The organism is Blastomonas sp. UPD001 (assembly GCF_003426715.1).
Lineage (GTDB): Bacteria > Pseudomonadota > Alphaproteobacteria > Sphingomonadales > Sphingomonadaceae > Blastomonas.
Genome location: NZ_QKVT01000001.1, coordinates 661,351 through 678,462, shown reverse-complemented (window position 1 = coordinate 678,462; position 17,112 = coordinate 661,351). Strand labels below are relative to the sequence as shown.

Genomic DNA, 17,112 nt, shown 5'->3' with positions numbered 1-17,112 from the left:
CCGCAAGGAGTCAAGCGGGTCGTGAGCGGATTCGACACCGCCTATACCGCCGATTACGGCTATCGCATCGCGCATCACGGTGCGGACATCATGCCACGCAGCGGCGCAGGCGCGCGGGCGCTGACCATAAACTCGGCCGCTGATCCACGTCTGGTCTACAATCGCGGCGGCGTGAAGATCAGCGCGTTCAGCGTGAAGCACGATCCGGTCGAACCCGCGCTCGGCTATCGCTTCGTGTACAAGGGCCGATCGGTCGTCATCAGCGGCGACACCGCGCCGACCTCAACGGTGGCACGGGCGTGCAATGGTTGCGATGTGCTGGTGCATGAGGTGCTCAACCCCGCGATGGTCGGCAGGATTTCGGAGTCCGCTGCGGCGCGTGGCGACCGGCGCATCGCGAAGATCATGTCCGACATTCCGGGCTATCACAGTTCGCCGGTGGCGGTGGCCGGGATTGCGCGGAAGGGCAAGGCGAGGATGCTGGTCTTCACCCATATCGTCCCGCGCATGCCTTCAAGGCTGCTGCACCCCTATTTCCTGCGTGGCGTGGCGAAGGCCTATCCGGGCAAGGTCGTCATGGGCGAGGACGGAATGCAGATCAGCCTGCCCGCCGGCAGCGACCGGATCGAACAGGCTGATCTGCTGTAACGCGTACGGAACAGGATTACTGCGCTTCTTCCTCGGCTTCGGCCTTGGCGTCGTCCCATTCCTTCTCGATCTTGTCGCCCGCCCTGTCGGCCTCGGCGTCGAGATCCTTCGCGGCTTCGTCAACGCTCGCCTCGACGTCATCGGCGGCATTCTCGATGACTTCGCCAGCGGCGTTCACATTGGATTCGATATCTTCACCGGCGGCATCGGCTGCGGCTTCGGTCTTGTTCTCGGTCTCGGCCGAACAGGCAGCGAGGCCCAGAGCGAGGGCAGCGACGCTGGCAATGGCAAGATTTCGCATGGGATAGCTCCTTCATAAGGGTGCCCGGTTCGGCACCTTCCCCGCTCCGCTTACGCGCCATGGCATGGGCGGTTCCAAAATTGCATGACCCTGCCCGATGGCGCTGCTATCGCTGCCGGCATGGCACAGCAGAACCATCTCTACCTCGTCGACGGCTCCTCGTACATCTTCCGCGCCTATCACCGGCTTCCGCCGCTGACCAACCCGGAAGGCACGCCGGTCGGCGCGGTCTATGGCTATACGACCATGCTCTGGAAGCTGGCCGATGACCTGCACAAGGCCGATGGCCCGACCCATATGGCGGTGATTCTCGACAAGAGCTCGCAGAGCTTCCGCAACGAACTCTACGACCAGTACAAGGCCCACCGCCCCGAGCCGCCCGAGGATCTGGTCCCGCAATTTCCGCTCATCCGCGATGCGACGCGCGCCTTTTCGATGCCCTGCATCGAGGAGGACAATGTCGAGGCGGACGACATCATCGCGAGCTATGCCAAGGATGCGCTCGCCAAGGGCTGGAAGGTCACCATCGTCAGCTCCGACAAGGATCTGATGCAGCTGATCCAGCCCGGGCTCGACATGCTCGATACGATGAAGAACGCTAGGCTGGGCCCCGAGGCGGTGATGGAGAAATTCGGGGTCACTCCCGAACAACTCGGCGATGTGCTCGCGCTGATGGGCGATGCGGTCGACAATGTGCCCGGCATCCGCGGCATCGGCCCCAAGACGGCGTCCAAGCTGATCGTCGAGCATGGCGATCTGGAGAGCGTGCTGGCGGCAGCGCCCTCGATGAAGCCGTCCAAGATGCGCGACAGCCTGATCGAGCAGGCCGATATGGCGCGGCTGAGCAAGATCCTCGTCACGCTCAAGGACGATTGCCCGCTGCCCAACGAGCTCGACGATTTCCTGCTCAAGGACATTCCTCCCGAGCCGCTCGCCGCGTTCCTGACCAAGCATGGCTTTACCAGCCTGCTCCGCAAGCTGGGGGCGAGCGGCCCGGCGGATGTGGCCCCTGCCCCATCGGGAGCGACGGCCGACGCCCCGCGCAGCGACAATGCGATTGCGCCGCAGCCGCTCGCCATGTCCGCGATCGATCTCGACGACTATGTCTGCGTGCAGGATATCGACACGCTCGATGCCTGGATCGCCAGGGCGCGCGCCGTGGGCATGGTCGCGGTCGATACCGAGACGGATTCGCTCGATTCGATGCAGGCGGCCCTGGTCGGGGTCAGTCTGGCGATCGCCCCGGGCGAGGCCTGCTATATCCCGCTCGGCCATGGCAGCAACGACATGTTCGCCGAGAAGCCGCAGCAGATCGCGCTCGACCAGGCCATCGCCCGGCTCAAGCCGCTGCTCGAGGACGATGCCGTTCTGAAGATCGGCCAGAACCTCAAATACGATCTCAACGTGCTCGCGCGCCACGGCGTGCATGTCTCGCCGATCGACGACACGATGGTGATGAGCTTCAACCTCGACGCGGGACAGGAATTCGGCACCGGCGGGCACGGCATGGATGCGCTCGCCGACCGGCATCTGGGGCACCAGTGCATCAGCTTCAAGTCGCTGACCGGCACCGGGAAGAAGCAGATCGGCTTCAACGAGGTGCCGCTTGCCGATGCGACGCGCTATGCCGCCGAGGACGCCGATGTCACGCTGCGGCTGTGGCACGTGCTGCGCCCGCGCCTGCCGGTCGAAGGCGCCACGCGAATCTACCAGAATGTCGATCGCCCGCTCATCCCCGTCGTCGCCGGGATGGAGCGCCACGGCATCAAGGTCGATCGCGAGCAGCTCGCGGCGCTGAGCCAGGATTTTGCCACACGCATGGCCGCGCTCGAGGGCGAGATCCACGAGCTCGCGGGCCAGAGCTTTGCCATCGGCAGCCCCAAGCAGCTCGGCGAGATCCTGTTCGAAAAGCTGGGCCTCAAGGGCGGCAAGAAGGGCAAGACCGGCGCCTATTCGACCGATGTCACCGTGCTCGAAAAGCTCGCCGCCGAAGGATCGGAAATCTCGCGCAAGGTGCTCGACTGGCGCCAGCTGTCGAAGCTCAAGTCAACCTATACCGACGCGCTGCAGGAGCAGATCAACCCGAAGACGGGCCGCGTGCACACCAGCTACAGCCTGGTCGGCGCGCAGACCGGGCGGCTGTCCTCGACCGAGCCGAACCTTCAGAACATTCCGATCCGCACCGAGATCGGCCGCCAGATCCGCCATGCCTTTGTCGCCGAGCCCGGCAATGTCATCCTGGCGGCGGACTACAGCCAGATCGAGCTTCGCCTCGCGGCGCACATGGCCGATGTCGAGACGCTGCGCGATGCCTTTGCCAAGGGCGAGGACATTCACAACAGAACCGCGCAGGAGCTGTTCGGCGAGGTCAATCGCGATACGCGCGGGCGCGCCAAGACCATCAACTTCGCGATCCTCTACGGCATTTCCCGCTGGGGCCTGGCCGGGCGGCTCGAGGTGAGCGCCGAAGAAGCGCAGGCGATGATTGATACCTATTTCCAGCGCTTCCCGGGGATCAACCGCTATATCGCCGAGACGCTGGAAAGCGCGCGCGAATGCGGCTTCACCGAGACCCTGTTCGGGCGCAAGACGCATTTCCCGCGCATCACCTCCAAGAACCAGGCCGAACGCCAGGGAAGCGAGCGCGCGGCGATCAACGCGCCGATCCAGGGCACCAGCGCCGACATCATCAAGCGCGCAATGGTGCGCATGGGCCCCGCGCTCGACGCAGCAGGGCTCGGCCATGTCCGCATGCTGTTGCAGGTGCATGACGAACTGGTGTTCGAGCTGCCCGAGGCCGATGTCGAGGCGGCCTCCGCCGTGATCCGTTCGGTCATGGAGAATGCGGCGGAACCGGCGGTAACGCTCAGCGTACCCTTGGGCGTGGAGATCGGCACCGGGCCGAGTTGGGGGGCGGCACACTGATGATATCCTGGGTTCGGCAGTCGATCATTCCCCAGACCCCGGACTTGGACAGCACCGCCTTTTCCGATCCGCTCTTCCTGTCCACGATCGGGCAGTTTCTGGTCGAGCACTACAAGCTCTGGCTGCTCAGCATTGGGCTGGTCGTGCTGCTCGTCGCCTGGCTGCCTCTGCTGCTCAAGAAACTGCCGCTGTCATTGCCGATCATCTTTGTCGGCATGGGCATGGCGGTCTTCGCCTGGACGCCGCTGGCGCAGTTCTCGCCGCATCCGGTCGAATCGCCGGTGCTGATCGAAAAGGCGAGCGAGTTCATCGTCATCGTCTCGCTGATGGGCGCGGGCCTCAAGATTGGCAGGCCGCTGAGCTGGGCGGGCTGGTCGATCACCGTGCGGCTGCTGGCGATCGTGATGCCGCTGACCATCGCGTTCATCGCGCTTTCGGGCCTTTCCATCCTTGGCCTCCCGCTCGCCTCGGCGCTGCTGCTCGGGGCCTGTCTCGCGCCGACCGACCCGGTCCTCGCGGCCGATGTCCAGATCGAAAAGCCCGATAGCGAGGATAGCGACGAGGCCCGCTTTGCCCTGACATCCGAAGCCGGGCTCAACGACGCCCTCGCCTTCCCGTTCGTCCATCTCGCCATTGCCGCCAGCGCCGCATCTTTGTCCGGCGGGGTGCTGGCCGAATGGCTGTGGCATGACGTCGTCTGGCGGCTGACGGTCGGAGCGCTGGTCGGCGGCGCGGGCGGATGGCTGCTAGGCCAGATCATCTATCGCCTGCCGCAGGACACGCGGCTATCGCGCACCGGCGACGGCTTCATCGCGCTCGGCGCCACCCTCGCCATCTATGCGATGGCCGAGTTCGCGCATGGCTATGGGTTTCTGGCGGTGTTCATCGCCGGGCTCATCCTGCGCCGCTCGGCCGAGGGCGACGATTTCAACACCGAGATGCACGCCTTTGCCGACGAGACCGAACGCCTGGTGATGATGGTGCTGCTCGTCCTGTTCGGCGGCATGCTCACCGGCGGCGAGTTGCTCGCCGATATCGGGTGGAGCAACATCATCGTGGCCGCCCTGGTGCTGCTCGTGATCCGACCGGTGATCGGCTATCTCGGGCTGGTCGGGGTCGACCGGCCTCCGCTGGAAAAGTTCGTGATCGCCTTTTTCGGCATCCGCGGGCTGGGCTCGGTCTATTATCTCGCTTTCGGCCTGAACCATGGCGATTTTGCCGAGCAGCACAGTCTATGGGAAACCCTGGGCTTGATAGTGCTCGGATCGATCCTGCTGCACGGGCTGACCGTCACGCCGCTCATGCGGCACCTGTCGCGGCGAATCTACAACAAGGACGAATGAACCGCCCTATTCGCGCGACATCGCCTGCGGATAGCTGCCCAGGATGCGCACCCACTTGCTGTGATAGCCCAGCACCTCGAGCGCGCGGTCGACCGCGGGCTGGCCGGGCATGCCCTCGATATCCGCATAGAACTCGGCGGCAGCGAAGCTGCCGTCGCGGATATAGCTTTCCAGCTTGGTCATGTTGATGCCGTTGGTGGCAAAGCCCGACAATGCCATGAACAAGGCTGCGGGGATGTTCTTTACCTCGAAGATGAAGGTGGTCATCACCTTGGAAACGTCCGGCATAGGATCGTCGCGATGGGCCGCCAGCACGACGAAGCGCGTCATGTTGTGCGCGGCGTCTTCGATGCCCTGTTCCACCACCTTGAGGCCGAACACCTCGCCCGCCAGCTGCGAGGCGACCGCGCAGAGACCGGGCTCGCTCGATTCGGCCACGAACGCCGCCGCGCCTGCGGTATCGGGATAATTGATGGGCTCGAGCCCGTGCGCCCGCAGATAATGCCGCGTCTGGCCGAGCGCCTGCGGATGGCTTACCGCCGCGGTGTAGGGCCCTTCACCCTTCGCGAGCAGGCAGTGGCGCACCGGCAGGAAATATTCGGCCACGATCGTCAGGCCGCTTTCGGGCAGCAGGAAATGGATGTCCGCGACGCGCCCGTGCTGCGAATTCTCGATCGGGATGATCGCGCGCGCTGCACGGCCGTCCTTCACCGCATCCATCGCATCCTGGAACGAGAAGCACGGCAGCGGATGGCAGTCCGGCGCAAAGGCGCGGGCCGCGATATGCGAATAGGCTCCCGGCGCGCCTTGATAGGCGATCGCCCGCTGCGGTTCGGCGGAGGCGATTCGGGCCATGTCCTCGACCATCTGGCGGGCGATCTCAGGATAGCTTTGCATGGGCATGCCGCATAGGCAGGCCCAGCCGTAACGACAAGGCGAAATCGCGCATCTCTGGGCTTGCAGAGCGACCGGACGATGATTAGAGGGGGCGGCTGACCGGCCCTGTTGCGACGCGGCAACGGGGCCTTTCAACAGGGCGAAAAGACGGGCGCACACAGCCGGTCTGATCCGATGACGACCGTTCAGGGCGCCGTGCCGACATGGCGTCCCTACCAAAGATGAGGCAACAGGGCATGCAGGACAGCAAAAACACGATTGCAGGTTGGGTTCTTGCGGGGGGCATCTGCGCCCTTGGCCTCTCGATCGTCAGCGGCAAGGTATTCCATGCCGACAAGCCCGAGCGCCCCGAAAAGCTCGGCTATGTGATCGAAGGCGTCGTCTCGTCCGAAGGCGAGGGCGGCGCTGCCGAGGTTCCGATCGCGACCCTGCTGGCGAGCGCCGATCCGGCCAAGGGCGAGAAGGTCTTCGCCAAGTGCTCGTCGTGCCACTCGATCAACAGCGGCGGGGCCAATGGCATCGGCCCCAATCTTTATGGCGTTCTCGGCAAGCCGCATGCTTCGGTGGCCGGCTTTGCCTATTCGGACGCGCTGAAGAGCAAGTCGGGTCCGTGGACCTTCGAGGAAATGAACAAGTGGCTCACCTCGCCCAAGGCCTATGCCGATGGCACCAAGATGAGCTTCGCGGGTCTGGGCAAGGCGGAAGACCGCGCCAACCTGATGGCGTGGATGAACACGCAGTCGGGCAGCCCGCTGCCGCTGCCCGCCGCGCCAGCGGCAGATGCCGCCCCTGCTGCTGACGGTGCCGCAGCCCCGGCAGAAGGCGAAGCTGCCCCGGCAGCCGAAGGCGCCGCCGCTGCCCCGGCCCCTGCCGGCGGCTGATCGCTGCAGCCAGCGTTACGGAATCGAAGGCTCCGCCAGTGATGGCGGGGCCTTTTTCATTCCTCGTCGAGCCTGAGCAGCCGTTCCTCGATACGGATCGTGTGCATCGCCATGCGGATTTCGAGCACGAACAGCACGAGCCCCGAGATGAGGAACACCATCGCCAGGATGAAGCCGCCCGCGACGATCTGGCCGAAGCGATAGCCGGTGAGCGACAGCACGAAAATCGAGGCGATGACCATGCCAACCGTGATCGCGCTCAATGTGCCCATCAGGATCGCCTTGTTGACGATATCGGCGCGGCGGTCGAGCATGCGCAGCTCATTGACGACGCGGACATGCGCGTCGCCCTGCGTGCGGTGGAATTCGGCCATCTGCACGCGCTCGCGATCGACGACCCGCGCCAGCCGGTTGGCGAACATCTGCAGGATATTGCCCGTTGCGAGCAGCAGGAAGGCCGGGGCCATGGCGATCTGGATCAGCTTGCCGATCTGCCCGATATCGAAATCTGCCATGAACATGCCGGCCCGCCCTCCCGTCGCGAGGGGCGACTATAGCCGGGCCGCGCAACCCATCAATCGCTTATCGCCGCGGCGCAACGCCTCGCCAGCCATGCATTGCCGTCGATCTTGTGGCGATGGAAGACGCAGGGGCCCTGCGCGCGTGCCAGCGCCTGGATCGCCGACCATCGCAGCCGGGGTTGCCGATGCCGATCGGCTATGGCCGCGATGTCGTGTCGGGATCCTTCGGGGTCGAGCGCCAGCGCCAGCATCGCCACGCTGTCGGCGGTACAGGCGGTCAGCACCCGCGAGATTGTCTGGTTGGCAAGATCGTACTGGAACTGGTCGGTCCAGCGCTGGGCTGCGGCGCTGTGCATCAGGTTGATCGACACCGACAGGCTCGATGGAGCGAACTGGCAGTGCACGTCACGGCGCGCGCGATAGTGCATCACCTGACCCTGTTTCAGCACCGCGCGCCCCTTGAACCGCAGCGCAACCTTCTCCCCGACCAGCCCGATCATGGTGTCGGGCTCCACCTCGTAATGGTCGCTCGCATAGCCTGGCCCATGATAGCCGACGGTCAGAAAGTCGAAATTATGGTCGTGCGCCAGACCATAGACGAACGCCGCCTCGCCACTGGTGCGCAGCACCGCCTCTTGTGCCGAAGGCCAGATATTGGCGCGCATGAACCAGCCCGGGCGAGGCTCGCCGAGCATCATGACCTGCGGGGAGTAGCCCTGCCCGCCGCGGCGTCGGCAATCGCGCCCGAGTTCGCCGATGGCAAGATCGCCGAGAAAGTGCCGATTGGCCGCGAGCCTTGCCAGCCATTGGGCGGCATGCCGGACCGATCCGGGGCTGTCGGGATCGAAGCCCTCGCGGTCGAGCGCGGCCTGGCACTCGTCGAGCGAACAGGGCTCCGCAGCCTCGGTTTCAATGACGATTGCCATTCTCAGGCGATCTCCCCGAGTTGCGGATGCGCCTGCAGCAGCCTGTCGCGCGTTTCCCGTGCCAGTGTCCGCAGCATCGGGTCCGGGTCTTCGCGGCTCATCGCTTCGAGAATGGCAAAGCCCCGGCGCGAGTCCAGCGCAAGTGCCTCGCGCACGCCATGCCAGCGCAGGTCCGGGGGCCAGCCTTGCAGCTTGTCGGCTATCGTGTCGATCGCATCCGCCCGCCCCAGCGAACGCAGCAGCGAGAGCGTCATCTGCAGCCTTCCCTCGTGCGCCTGGGCTTGCCGTATGCGCACGATGGCCCCCGAGGCGGCATCGTGCTCGACGGCATGGCGTTGCATCGGATTGCGGACGAGAAGCCGCAGGAAGATGCATGCGCCGCCAATCGCGATGAAGCGCAATATCTCGCTGGCATTGTCGAGCAGGAACTCCTGACCAGGCCTTACCTGCCGGGGCGGATCCCGGCGGACCCCCGCTTGCGGCGTGTCGGTCCGGCAGATCCGCTGCGCTTCGACCCGGTCTGCACGGACGAACCATAGCCGCGTCCACCCATCGGCAAATTCGAGCGTGTCCTGGTCGGATCGGGCAGCGCTCCAGGCCTGCGCATCGAACATCGCGAGCGAGAGGTGGACGTCCCCGTCATCGAACAGAACCAGCGAACGCACCGTCGGATCGCTATAGCCCGGCGGTAGGGGGACGGTGTCCTGCGCCATATCGATTACGCAGGCGCGCAGCCAGTCGCGTACGAATGCCTCCCGGCGGAGCTGCGGCCAGAGCGCATCGGCTTGGTCGTGCGGAGACATGCCGTTGCTGTCCTCCCGAAAACGCGCCAGCCAGGTCTGCGGGGTCATGGCAGCGCCGGCCCCGTTCGCTCATCCACCGGTTTCGTAAACGAGGATCACCGCGATGATCCACAGGTCATCGTTGGCGCCGAGCGCTGCACCCGAGCCGAGCCTGGCCCCATGCAGGGCAACCGGTTCGGGATAGTCGGGCAAGTCGGTGATGTGGATGACCGGATCGGTTTCGTGCGGTGCCATGCCGGGCCTTTCTTCGTGGCGGGTTGACCTGTGCGCAGCAGCGTGCACAGTCCGCCGGCCATGATCCAGTTATCGTCCGTTAATCCCGCCGCATCCCGAATCGAGCCGCGCGCATGACCGATTCCGCCAAGTCTGCAGCAGGGTTCGATCCCAGCGCCTTCGAGGGCATATTGGGCAAGCTCGGCCATGGCGGGCATCTCGGCATGCGCTATCGCGCGCATGGTACGGGCTGGGTGGAAATGGAGCTGCCCTATTCCGAGCGGTTGGTCGGCGATGCCGAAAGCGGCATCATCGCCTCGGGCCCGATCATCAGCCTGATGGACAATGCCACCAGCCTTTCGGTCTGGACCGCGATCGGCGAATTCCGCCCCCAGGTGACGCTCGACCTTCGCGTCGATTACATGCGTCCGGCCACGCCCGCAAAGGCCGTGATCGGGCGCGGCGAGTGCTACAAGGTTACCCGGTCGATGGCGTTCGTGCGCGGCATCGCGCATGATGGCGATCCCGATGATCCGGTGGCGCATGTCGCGGGCACCTTCATCCGCGTCGACAATTTCCTGGGCTGAACGATGAGCGCCGATCCCGACATGAATGCTATCCTCGGCTTCATGCCGCCCTTTGCCGAGACGATGGGGATCACCGTCGATCACCTCCGCAATGGCCTGCCGGTGATGGCGTTCGATTACGGACCGCATGTCATGGGGCGGCCCGGCTTTCTGCACGGCGGCGCGATGAGCGGGCTGATGGAGATCGCCGCGATCGCCGCGCTGCGCGTCACCGTCGCGGCGGAAGAACCGGCGGTGCGGATCAAGCCAGTCAACATCACCATCAGTTTCATGCGCGGCGGGCGCGAGGCGCGGACCTATGCGCTGGGCGAGGTCACCCGGATCGGGCGACGCGTCGCCAATGTCGAGGCCAAGGCGTGGCAGGACGATCCCGCCAAGCCGATCGCCACGATCTTCATGAACTTCCTTTTGTCCTCGCCCAAGCAAGCCTGACGACCACGCCAGGCTCGTCAGCCTGGCCATCATCGATGCGCATCGCCGCATCGGCGCGGGCGCGCGCCAGGATGGCCGGCGGCATGTCGGCAGGATGCAGCACCAGATCCGCGCTCCCCAGCAACCGCACCTGGCGCAGCGTCAGATCGTCGGGATCGGGCGAGGCAATCGTCAGCGTGTAAAGGCAGCATCGCCTCGAACCGCTGACGCAGCGCCTTGGCGAGCCCCGCCGACGCGCCGCCGGTGCCGATGGCGACCAGCACCGGATCGCGGTCGATGATCGCAGGCGTGGTAAAGTCGCATAGCGCAGGCCGGTCGACGGCATTCACCAGCAACCCTCGTGCCTTCAGCAGAGCGACAGCGTCAGCCGCTTCGGCCTCGTCCTCCAGTGCAACGATGGCGATGCGAGCATCACGATTGTCCTCGGCGACGCAAATCCCCCCTGCCCGCTCGATCAGCCGCCTCTTGGCATCCGCCATCTCGCCATCACCCAGCAGGATGACCGGCATCCCGCGCAGGTTCAGGAAGACGGGAAGCTGGTTCACAGCCAGTCGGGCACGGTTTCCGCGGCCATGATCTCGGCCGGGCTGATGCGGTTGGCGACCACGGCATAGCGGTCGCCATCGACCAGCACCTCGGCGACGATGCCGCGGCTGTTATAGCTGCTCGCCATGGTGGCGCCATAGGCTCCGGCGGTGCGGAAGATCGCGAGATCGCCGGCGACCACCGTGTCGATGTCGCGGCCCATGGCGAAGGTGTCGCCACTCTCGCAGACCGGCCCCACGATATTCGCCGTCATCCGCGTGCCATCGGGGCGCACTGCCTCGAAATCGTGCCAGGCGTCGTAGAGTGCGGGGCGGGCAAGATCGTTCATGGCCGCATCGACGACAACGAACGGATCGCGAATGCCCGGCTTGATCCGGATCACGCGGGTGAGCAGCACGCCGGCATTGCCCGCGATCACGCGGCCCGGCTCGAACTGGATCACCGCGTCCCAGTCGCGCGTCACCCGGGCAACCAGCGCGCCATATTCGGCGGGCGATGGCGGCTCGGTCGCCGCCTGATAGGGCACGCCCAGGCCGCCGCCCAGATCGACATGGGTAATCGTATGTCCCTGCTCACGCAGATGCGCGACCAGCTCGCCGATCTTGCCGAACGCGGCTTCGAGCGGATCGAGGCTGAGCAGCTGGCTGCCGATATGCACCGCCACCCCGCGCAGCGCGATGCCGGGGAGCTGCGACAGGCGCTGATAGATGCCGGGGCCGACGTGCAGCCCGACGCCAAACTTGTTGTCGGCCTTGCCGGTCGAGATTTTGGCATGCGTGCCCGCATCGACATCGGGGTTGATGCGCAGCGTCGCGTTCGCGGTCAGGCCCATCGCGGCGGCGACCGCAGCGAGCATCCGGCCTTCCTCTTCGGACTCGATATTGAACTGGCCGATGCCCTTGGCCAGCGCATGGCGCATCTCGTCCTCGGTCTTGCCGACGCCCGAGAACACGATGTCCTGCGCGGCGATGCCGGCGGCCAGCGCGCGGTCGAGCTCGCCTGCGGAAACGACATCGGCGCCATAGCCGCGCCCCGCGAGCACCTTGAGCACCGCGAGGTTGGGATTGGATTTTACCGCAAATGCCAGATGCTTGCGTTCCACACCTGCCAGGCCTTCGCGGAACACGTCGGCATGGCGCTCGAGCGTCGCGCGCGAATAGACATAGACCGGGGTGCCGACCTCCTCGGCAATGCGCGAAAGCGGAACGCGTTCGGCAAACAGCTCGCCGTCGACCAGTGCGAAATGATCCATGAAGAAGGACAGTCCTGCTTATTCGGGAGGAAGATCAAACGGATCGTCGACCCGCGCTTCGGACCTGCGGCGCAGCTCGACATTGCGCTCGGGCCTCGACTGGGTGCTGGGTTCGAGCAGCTCGTTGGGCCCGGCGGCACCGACCGCGCCATAAGCGGGCGGCACGGGTTTCATCCCCTCGACCGCGGTGAGCTTCTGCCGGCTGCCGCAACCGGGCAGCACGACCAGCGCGGTGAGCGCAGCAGCGGCGATCAGGGGGGCGGTACGCGGCATCGTCATTCTCCCGCCAGCGCGGCACGGGCGCGGGCCACCTGATGCCTTACCTGATCGGGCGCGGTGCCGCCATAGCTGTTGCGGCTGGCAACCGAGGCATCGACCGACAGCGCGGGATAGACCGCCTCGGTGATGCGCGGGTCGATCGCCTGCAATTCGTCCAGCGCCAGCGCGTCGAGCGCCACGCCCCTGCCCTCGGCCAGCTTGACCACCGCGCCGGTAATATGGTGCGCCTCGCGGAACGGTATGCCCGCCTGGCGTACCAGCCAGTCGGCCAGATCGGTCGCGGTGGCGAAGCCGCGCTCGGTCGCCTTGCGCATCGCGCCGGTATCGAACCCGGTTTCGGCGACCATGCCGGTCATCGCGGCGAGGCTGAGCATCAGCAGGCCCTCGCATTCGAATACCGGCGGCTTGTCGTCCTGCATGTCCTTGGAATAGGCGAGCGGCAGGCCCTTCATCGTCACCATCAGCGCGGTCTGGCAGCCGATGATCCGCCCGGCATGGCCGCGCACCAGCTCGGCCGCATCGGGATTGCGCTTCTGCGGCATGATCGACGAACCGGTCGAGAAACTGTCAGGCAGCTTGACGAAGCCATAAGGCTGGCTCGCCCAGATGATGAATTCTTCGGCCAGTCGCGAGAGGTGCAGCGCGCACTGCGCGGCGGCATTAAGGTAATCGAGCGCGAAATCGCGGTCCGACACCGCATCGAGCGAATTGGCGGTGGGCCGGTCGAAGCCGAGTGCATTGGCCGTGGCATCGCGGTCGATCGGAAAGCCCGTTCCGGCGAGCGCCGCCGATCCCAGCGGACACTGGTTCATCCGCGCCCGCGCGCTGGCAAAGCGGTCACGATCGCGCGCGAACATCTCGTAATAGGCGAGCAGATGGTGACCGAGCGTCACTGGCTGCGCGATCTGCAGATGCGTGAAACCGGGCATGATCGCATCCACATGCTGTTCGGCGCGATCGACCAGCGCGATCTGCAGTGCCTTGAGCGCGGCATCGGCCGCATCGCAGGCATCGCGCACCCAGAGCCGGAAATCGGTCGCGACCTGATCGTTGCGCGAGCGTGCGGTGTGCAGGCGCCCTGCAGCAGGACCGATCAGCTCGGCGAGGCGCGCCTCGACATGCATGTGGATGTCCTCGAGCGCCCAATCCTCGGCGACGCCGTTCGCGGCATATTCCTCTGCAACCTGCTTGAGGCCGTTCGCGATGGCCTCGGCATCGGCGGCAGGGATGATTCCCTGCGCGCCCAGCATCGCGACATGCGCGAGCGAGCCGTCAATATCCTGCCGCCACAGCGCCTTGTCGAACGGGATCGAAGCATTTATGGCCCGCATCACGTCGGATGGCCCGGCGGCGAAGCGTCCGCCCCACATGCTGTTGGAGTTGTTTCCCATGCCTATCGTCCATCTTTCGCGCCGCAGCCTCTGGCCGGTGGTGGCCCTGGCCGCTCTGGCAACTGGCGCGTGCGATAGGCAATCGCCCGCCGGGGAGCAACCCGCAGGCGCGGAAAAAACCGCAGAGAAGTCAGGCCCGAATGTGCCGCTATCGGGCACGCTCGACATCTCGCAGCGGGGCAAGGCCGCGCCCGATGTCAGCTTCAAGGACCCCGCTGGCAAGACGGTCACCCTCGCCGCGTTCAAGGGCAAGCCTGTGCTGGTCAATCTCTGGGCGACCTGGTGCGGTCCGTGTGTGGTCGAGATGCCGACGCTGGATGCCCTCTCCGCGCGCGAAAAGGACCGGCTCGTGGTATTGACCGTGTCGCAGGACATGCAGAATCTCGACAAGATCGCCCCGTTCTTCGCCGAAAAGGGCTTCAAGAACCTGCAGCCCTATACCGATCAGGAGAATAATCTGGGCTTCAGCTATCAGACCGGCGTGATGCCGACGACGGTGCTCTACGATGCCGAAGGCAAGGAAGTGTGGCGGATGATCGGCGGGATGGACTGGAACGGCACCCGCGCATCGGCGCTGATGGAAGAGACGCTCGCTGCGAAGGGCTGAGCGCGGCTCGTTACATCAGGATCGGCGCGATCACGCGGCAGCGCTTGCGCGCCACGTCCTTCTTCGCGCGCGCAGGCACGGTTGCCACCCGCTTTTTTGTCGCGCATTCTTCCTGCGCCGGGACGGTGCGATCCAGATTGACGAACGTCACCGGCAGCAGCGGCAGGGTGCTGCCCAGAATGACGGAGAGGACAAGGTGGCTCGGCATGCGCGTGTGATGTCGCGCACAGCCTGACCAGTAGCTGAACGAAACCTGGTTCGCTGCGCTTTTGGTGAGCTGCGTTGCATCCGGGCAACGCCTTAGCCGACCATGGTGGGCGATGACAGGCTCGAACTGCCGACCCTCTCGGTGTAAACGAGATGCTCTACCAACTGAGCTAATCGCCCATGGTCGCTGGCAAGGCGGGTCCCCTGCCATTTTTGCATTCGGCTGGCAAGAGGCTTGGCGCTTTCCAATCGGCCAGTGGGCCGCTATCGGCGCGGAACGGACAGCGGGTCCGACCTATTGGAGAATCACCTATGCGCCCATCCGGCCGCGCCCCCGACGAAATGCGTGCCATCAGCATCGAGACTGGCTTCACCAAGCATGCCGAGGGCAGCTGCCTGATCGGTTTCGGCGATACCCGCGTTCTGGTGACCGCGAGCATCGAGGAGCGGCTGCCCCCCTGGCTCAAGGGCAAGGGCGAAGGCTGGGTCACGGCGGAATATTCGATGCTGCCGCGCGCGACGCACACGCGCGGCCAGCGCGAAGCGGCCAAGGGCAAGCAATCGGGCCGCACGCAGGAAATCCAGCGGCTGATCGGCCGTTCCTTGCGCGCGGTCGTGGACTTGAAGAAGCTCGGCGAGCGTCAGATCACGGTCGATTGCGATGTCATCCAGGCCGATGGCGGCACGCGCACCGCGTCGATCTCGGGTGCCTGGGTGGCGCTGCGCCTCGCGGTGAATGGGCTGATGGCACAGGGGCTGGTCAAGGAAGATCCGATCACCGCCAAGGTCGCGGCGATCAGCTGCGGCATCCATCAGGGCACACCGGTGCTCGACCTCGACTATATCGAGGACTCGAACGCCGATGCCGATGCCAATTTCGTGCTGATCGAGGGCGGCAACATCGCCGAAGCGCAGGCCACCGCCGAGGGCGCGCCCTATGACGAGGAAGCGCTGTTGCGGCTGCTGCGCCTCGCGCGCATGGGATGCGCGCAGATTTTCGAGGCGCAGGGCAAGGCGGTCGGTTGACGTCATGACCGCGCGCAGGCTCGAACCCGGCAGGCTGGTCATCGCCAGCCACAACCAGGGCAAGGTGCGCGAGATCCGCGCGCTGCTTGAACCGTTCGGCATCGAGCCGGTCTCGGCGGGCAATCTAGGCCTGCCCGAGCCCGAAGAGACCGGTACCAGCTTTGCCGAAAACGCGCTGCTCAAGGCGCATGCGTCGGCCAAGGGGGCCAATTGCGTCGCGCTCGCCGATGACAGCGGTCTTTGCGTCGCGGCTCTGGGCGGTGCGCCGGGCGTCTACACCGCCGACTGGGCCGAGCGGCAATGGTTCGAGGGCGCGCCGGGCCGCGACTGGTACATGGCGATGGGCAAGGTCGAGGGATGCCTGTGCGAACTCGGCCCCGATGTCGATCGCAGCGCCTATTTCACCTGCACGCTGGCGCTCGCCTGGCCCGATGGGCATTCGGAAGTGTTCGAGGGGCAGGTCCACGGATCGCTGACCTGGCCGCCGCGCGGCACTATGGGTTTCGGTTACGATCCGGTCTTCGTCGCCCAGGGCTTCGACCAGACCTTCGCCGAACTTGATCCGGAGCACAAGCACGCCATCAGCCATCGCGCCGATGCCTTTGCCAAGCTGGTCAAGGCCTGTCTTGACCGCTGACCGTCCCCTCTCCCCTCCCGCTGGCGGGCGCGGAGAACCGCTGGCGCTCTACATCCACTGGCCGTTCTGCGTCTCCAAATGCCCCTATTGCGATTTCAACAGCCATGTCCGCGAGAGCGTCGATCTCGGGCAGTGGCGACAGGCGCTGCTCACCGATCTCGCGCATGAAGCCGCGCTTCTGCCGGGGCGCTCGCTCGGCTCGATCTTCTTCGGCGGCGGCACGCCGTCGTTGATGCCGCCCACCTTGGTCGAGGCGCTGATCGATGCGGCCACCGCCTATTGGCCTGCCAGCCACGACATCGAGATCACGCTCGAGGCTAACCCCTCCTCGGTCGAGGCCGCGCGCTTCGCCGATCTCGCGCGCGCGGGCGTCAACCGCGTGTCACTCGGCCTGCAGGCGCTCGACGATGCGACGCTCGGCTTTCTCGGCCGTGCGCATGGCGTCGATGAGGGGTTGCGCGCGCTGACGACTGCGCAGCAGCATTTCGGCCGCGTATCGTTCGACCTGATCTATGCCCGGCCCGGTCAGACGCTCGGCCAGTGGGAGGCGGAGCTGACCCGCGCGCTCGGCTTCGGCACCGGCCACCTCTCGCTCTATCAGCTGACGATCGAGCCCGGCACGCGCTTCGAGACGCTGGTGCGGCGCGGCGAGCTGATCCCCGCCGACGATGACCATTGCGCCAATCTGTT

20 protein-coding genes, 1 tRNA gene and 1 pseudogene are annotated in these 17,112 nt (G+C 65.7%); 10 read left to right on the top strand and 12 right to left on the bottom strand.

What is annotated here, in order from left to right:
• Window positions 1–648: MBL fold metallo-hydrolase (locus DM995_RS03230; protein WP_232824010.1), on the top strand; the 648-nt coding region annotated here is incomplete at its 5' end.
• A gap of 16 nt (window positions 649–664) precedes the next feature.
• Here DM995_RS03230 and DM995_RS03225 read toward each other — a convergent pair.
• The gene (locus tag DM995_RS03225; RefSeq protein WP_116968474.1) at window positions 665–949 is read right to left on the bottom strand and encodes an entericidin EcnAB; all 285 of its coding nucleotides are present in this window, start codon (window positions 947–949) and stop codon (window positions 665–667) included.
• Between the two features lie 120 nt (window positions 950–1,069).
• Between DM995_RS03225 and polA the strand changes: the two genes are divergently transcribed.
• Window positions 1,070–3,874, top strand: a complete 2,805-nt coding sequence (polA, locus tag DM995_RS03220; RefSeq protein WP_116970307.1) for a DNA polymerase I — start codon at window positions 1,070–1,072, stop codon at window positions 3,872–3,874.
• Complete coding sequence (locus tag DM995_RS03215) at window positions 3,874–5,217, top strand: cation:proton antiporter (RefSeq protein ID WP_116968473.1); 1,344 nt, start codon at window positions 3,874–3,876, stop codon at window positions 5,215–5,217. Before polA ends, DM995_RS03215 begins: the two co-directional genes overlap by 1 nt.
• Before the next feature lie 6 nt (window positions 5,218–5,223).
• On the opposite strand, the gene DM995_RS03210 is transcribed toward DM995_RS03215, so the two are convergent.
• Window positions 5,224–6,114 (bottom strand): prephenate dehydratase, encoded by an 891-nt coding sequence (locus DM995_RS03210; protein WP_116970306.1) that lies wholly within the window; start codon window positions 6,112–6,114, stop codon window positions 5,224–5,226.
• Between the two features lie 236 nt (window positions 6,115–6,350).
• On the opposite strand from DM995_RS03210, the gene DM995_RS03205 reads away from it, so the two are divergent.
• Window positions 6,351–6,995: a c-type cytochrome gene (locus DM995_RS03205; protein WP_023836328.1), complete on the top strand. Its 645-nt coding sequence runs from the start codon at window positions 6,351–6,353 to the stop codon at window positions 6,993–6,995.
• A gap of 56 nt (window positions 6,996–7,051) precedes the next feature.
• On the opposite strand, the gene DM995_RS03200 is transcribed toward DM995_RS03205, so the two are convergent.
• The 4 genes from DM995_RS03200 to DM995_RS21105 are packed head-to-tail and all read right to left on the bottom strand — an operon-like array spanning window position 7,052 to window position 9,479.
• Window positions 7,052–7,516, bottom strand: a complete 465-nt coding sequence (locus tag DM995_RS03200) for a DUF2721 domain-containing protein (RefSeq protein WP_116968472.1) — start codon at window positions 7,514–7,516, stop codon at window positions 7,052–7,054.
• Between the two features lie 53 nt (window positions 7,517–7,569).
• Entirely contained in the window at window positions 7,570–8,442 is an 873-nt protein-coding gene (locus tag DM995_RS03195; RefSeq protein WP_116968471.1) for a transposase, read from the bottom strand.
• Window positions 8,443–8,444: 2 nt separating this feature from the next.
• On the bottom strand, window positions 8,445–9,293 hold the full coding sequence (locus DM995_RS03190) for a hypothetical protein (protein WP_116968470.1): 849 nt from the start codon (window positions 9,291–9,293) through the stop codon (window positions 8,445–8,447).
• 21 nt (window positions 9,294–9,314) lie between these two features.
• The gene (locus tag DM995_RS21105; RefSeq protein WP_023836332.1) at window positions 9,315–9,479 is read right to left on the bottom strand and encodes a hypothetical protein; all 165 of its coding nucleotides are present in this window, start codon (window positions 9,477–9,479) and stop codon (window positions 9,315–9,317) included.
• Window positions 9,480–9,592: 113 nt separating this feature from the next.
• On the opposite strand from DM995_RS21105, the gene DM995_RS03185 reads away from it, so the two are divergent.
• Complete coding sequence (locus tag DM995_RS03185; RefSeq protein WP_023836333.1) at window positions 9,593–10,045, top strand: PaaI family thioesterase; 453 nt, start codon at window positions 9,593–9,595, stop codon at window positions 10,043–10,045.
• Window positions 10,046–10,048: 3 nt separating this feature from the next.
• On the top strand, window positions 10,049–10,477 hold the full coding sequence (locus DM995_RS03180; protein ID WP_023836334.1) for a PaaI family thioesterase: 429 nt from the start codon (window positions 10,049–10,051) through the stop codon (window positions 10,475–10,477).
• On the opposite strand, the pseudogene DM995_RS03175 reads toward DM995_RS03180, so the two are convergent.
• The 4 genes and pseudogenes from DM995_RS03175 to argH form a co-directional block, all read right to left on the bottom strand.
• Window positions 10,440–11,022: pseudogene (locus DM995_RS03175) on the bottom strand (precorrin-2 dehydrogenase/sirohydrochlorin ferrochelatase family protein). The gene DM995_RS03180 and the pseudogene DM995_RS03175 sit on opposite strands and share 38 nt — an antisense overlap.
• Window positions 11,019–12,275, bottom strand: a complete 1,257-nt coding sequence (gene lysA, locus DM995_RS03170; RefSeq protein WP_116968469.1) for a diaminopimelate decarboxylase — start codon at window positions 12,273–12,275, stop codon at window positions 11,019–11,021. Before lysA ends, DM995_RS03175 begins: the two are co-directional and overlap by 4 nt.
• Before the next feature lie 18 nt (window positions 12,276–12,293).
• Entirely contained in the window at window positions 12,294–12,548 is a 255-nt protein-coding gene (locus tag DM995_RS03165) for a hypothetical protein (RefSeq protein ID WP_502696572.1), read from the bottom strand.
• 2 nt (window positions 12,549–12,550) lie between these two features.
• Window positions 12,551–13,924 (bottom strand): argininosuccinate lyase, encoded by a 1,374-nt coding sequence (argH, locus tag DM995_RS03160; protein WP_116968467.1) that lies wholly within the window; start codon window positions 13,922–13,924, stop codon window positions 12,551–12,553.
• A 19-nt stretch (window positions 13,925–13,943) separates the two neighbouring features.
• Between argH and DM995_RS03155 the strand changes: the two genes are divergently transcribed.
• Window positions 13,944–14,552: a TlpA family protein disulfide reductase gene (locus DM995_RS03155; protein WP_232824009.1), complete on the top strand. Its 609-nt coding sequence runs from the start codon at window positions 13,944–13,946 to the stop codon at window positions 14,550–14,552.
• Between the two features lie 10 nt (window positions 14,553–14,562).
• Here DM995_RS03155 and DM995_RS03150 read toward each other — a convergent pair whose 3' ends face one another.
• Together DM995_RS03150 and DM995_RS03145 are read right to left on the bottom strand one after the other, a co-directional pair.
• Window positions 14,563–14,760: a hypothetical protein gene (locus tag DM995_RS03150; protein ID WP_116968465.1), complete on the bottom strand. Its 198-nt coding sequence runs from the start codon at window positions 14,758–14,760 to the stop codon at window positions 14,563–14,565.
• Window positions 14,761–14,863: 103 nt separating this feature from the next.
• Window positions 14,864–14,939, bottom strand: a tRNA-Val gene (locus DM995_RS03145).
• A 132-nt stretch (window positions 14,940–15,071) separates the two neighbouring features.
• Between DM995_RS03145 and rph the strand changes: the two genes are divergently transcribed.
• The 3 genes from rph to DM995_RS03130 all read left to right on the top strand — a co-directional run.
• Entirely contained in the window at window positions 15,072–15,785 is a 714-nt protein-coding gene (rph, locus tag DM995_RS03140) for a ribonuclease PH (RefSeq protein WP_116968464.1), read from the top strand.
• Between the two features lie 4 nt (window positions 15,786–15,789).
• Window positions 15,790–16,422 (top strand): RdgB/HAM1 family non-canonical purine NTP pyrophosphatase, encoded by a 633-nt coding sequence (gene rdgB / locus DM995_RS03135; protein WP_116968463.1) that lies wholly within the window; start codon window positions 15,790–15,792, stop codon window positions 16,420–16,422.
• A partial coding sequence (locus DM995_RS03130; RefSeq protein WP_232824008.1) for a coproporphyrinogen-III oxidase family protein occupies window positions 16,412–17,112 on the top strand: 701 nt, incomplete at its 3' end. The genes rdgB and DM995_RS03130, both read left to right, overlap by 11 nt.

What these genes read in the sequence shown, in the direction of transcription:
- DM995_RS03225 (WP_116968474.1), bottom strand. Translation starts at nt 949, where the DNA reads ATGCGAAATCTTGCCATTGCCAGCGTCGCTGCCCTCGCTCTGGGCCTC.
- polA (WP_116970307.1), top strand. Translation starts at nt 1,070, where the DNA reads ATGGCACAGCAGAACCATCTCTACCTCGTCGACGGCTCCTCGTACATC.
- DM995_RS03215 (WP_116968473.1), top strand. Translation starts at nt 3,874, where the DNA reads ATGATATCCTGGGTTCGGCAGTCGATCATTCCCCAGACCCCGGACTTG.
- DM995_RS03210 (WP_116970306.1), bottom strand. Translation starts at nt 6,114, where the DNA reads ATGCAAAGCTATCCTGAGATCGCCCGCCAGATGGTCGAGGACATGGCC.
- DM995_RS03205 (WP_023836328.1), top strand. Translation starts at nt 6,351, where the DNA reads ATGCAGGACAGCAAAAACACGATTGCAGGTTGGGTTCTTGCGGGGGGC.
- DM995_RS03200 (WP_116968472.1), bottom strand. Translation starts at nt 7,516, where the DNA reads ATGTTCATGGCAGATTTCGATATCGGGCAGATCGGCAAGCTGATCCAG.
- DM995_RS03195 (WP_116968471.1), bottom strand. Translation starts at nt 8,442, where the DNA reads ATGGCAATCGTCATTGAAACCGAGGCTGCGGAGCCCTGTTCGCTCGAC.
- DM995_RS03190 (WP_116968470.1), bottom strand. Translation starts at nt 9,293, where the DNA reads ATGACCCCGCAGACCTGGCTGGCGCGTTTTCGGGAGGACAGCAACGGC.
- DM995_RS21105 (WP_023836332.1), bottom strand. Translation starts at nt 9,479, where the DNA reads ATGGCACCGCACGAAACCGATCCGGTCATCCACATCACCGACTTGCCC.
- DM995_RS03185 (WP_023836333.1), top strand. Translation starts at nt 9,593, where the DNA reads ATGACCGATTCCGCCAAGTCTGCAGCAGGGTTCGATCCCAGCGCCTTC.
- DM995_RS03180 (WP_023836334.1), top strand. Translation starts at nt 10,049, where the DNA reads ATGAGCGCCGATCCCGACATGAATGCTATCCTCGGCTTCATGCCGCCC.
- lysA (WP_116968469.1), bottom strand. Translation starts at nt 12,275, where the DNA reads ATGGATCATTTCGCACTGGTCGACGGCGAGCTGTTTGCCGAACGCGTT.
- DM995_RS03165 (WP_502696572.1), bottom strand. Translation starts at nt 12,548, where the DNA reads ATGCCGCGTACCGCCCCCCTGATCGCCGCTGCTGCGCTCACCGCGCTG.
- argH (WP_116968467.1), bottom strand. Translation starts at nt 13,924, where the DNA reads ATGTGGGGCGGACGCTTCGCCGCCGGGCCATCCGACGTGATGCGGGCC.
- DM995_RS03155 (WP_232824009.1), top strand. Translation starts at nt 13,944, where the DNA reads ATGCCTATCGTCCATCTTTCGCGCCGCAGCCTCTGGCCGGTGGTGGCC.
- DM995_RS03150 (WP_116968465.1), bottom strand. Translation starts at nt 14,760, where the DNA reads ATGCCGAGCCACCTTGTCCTCTCCGTCATTCTGGGCAGCACCCTGCCG.
- rph (WP_116968464.1), top strand. Translation starts at nt 15,072, where the DNA reads ATGCGCCCATCCGGCCGCGCCCCCGACGAAATGCGTGCCATCAGCATC.
- rdgB (WP_116968463.1), top strand. Translation starts at nt 15,790, where the DNA reads ATGACCGCGCGCAGGCTCGAACCCGGCAGGCTGGTCATCGCCAGCCAC.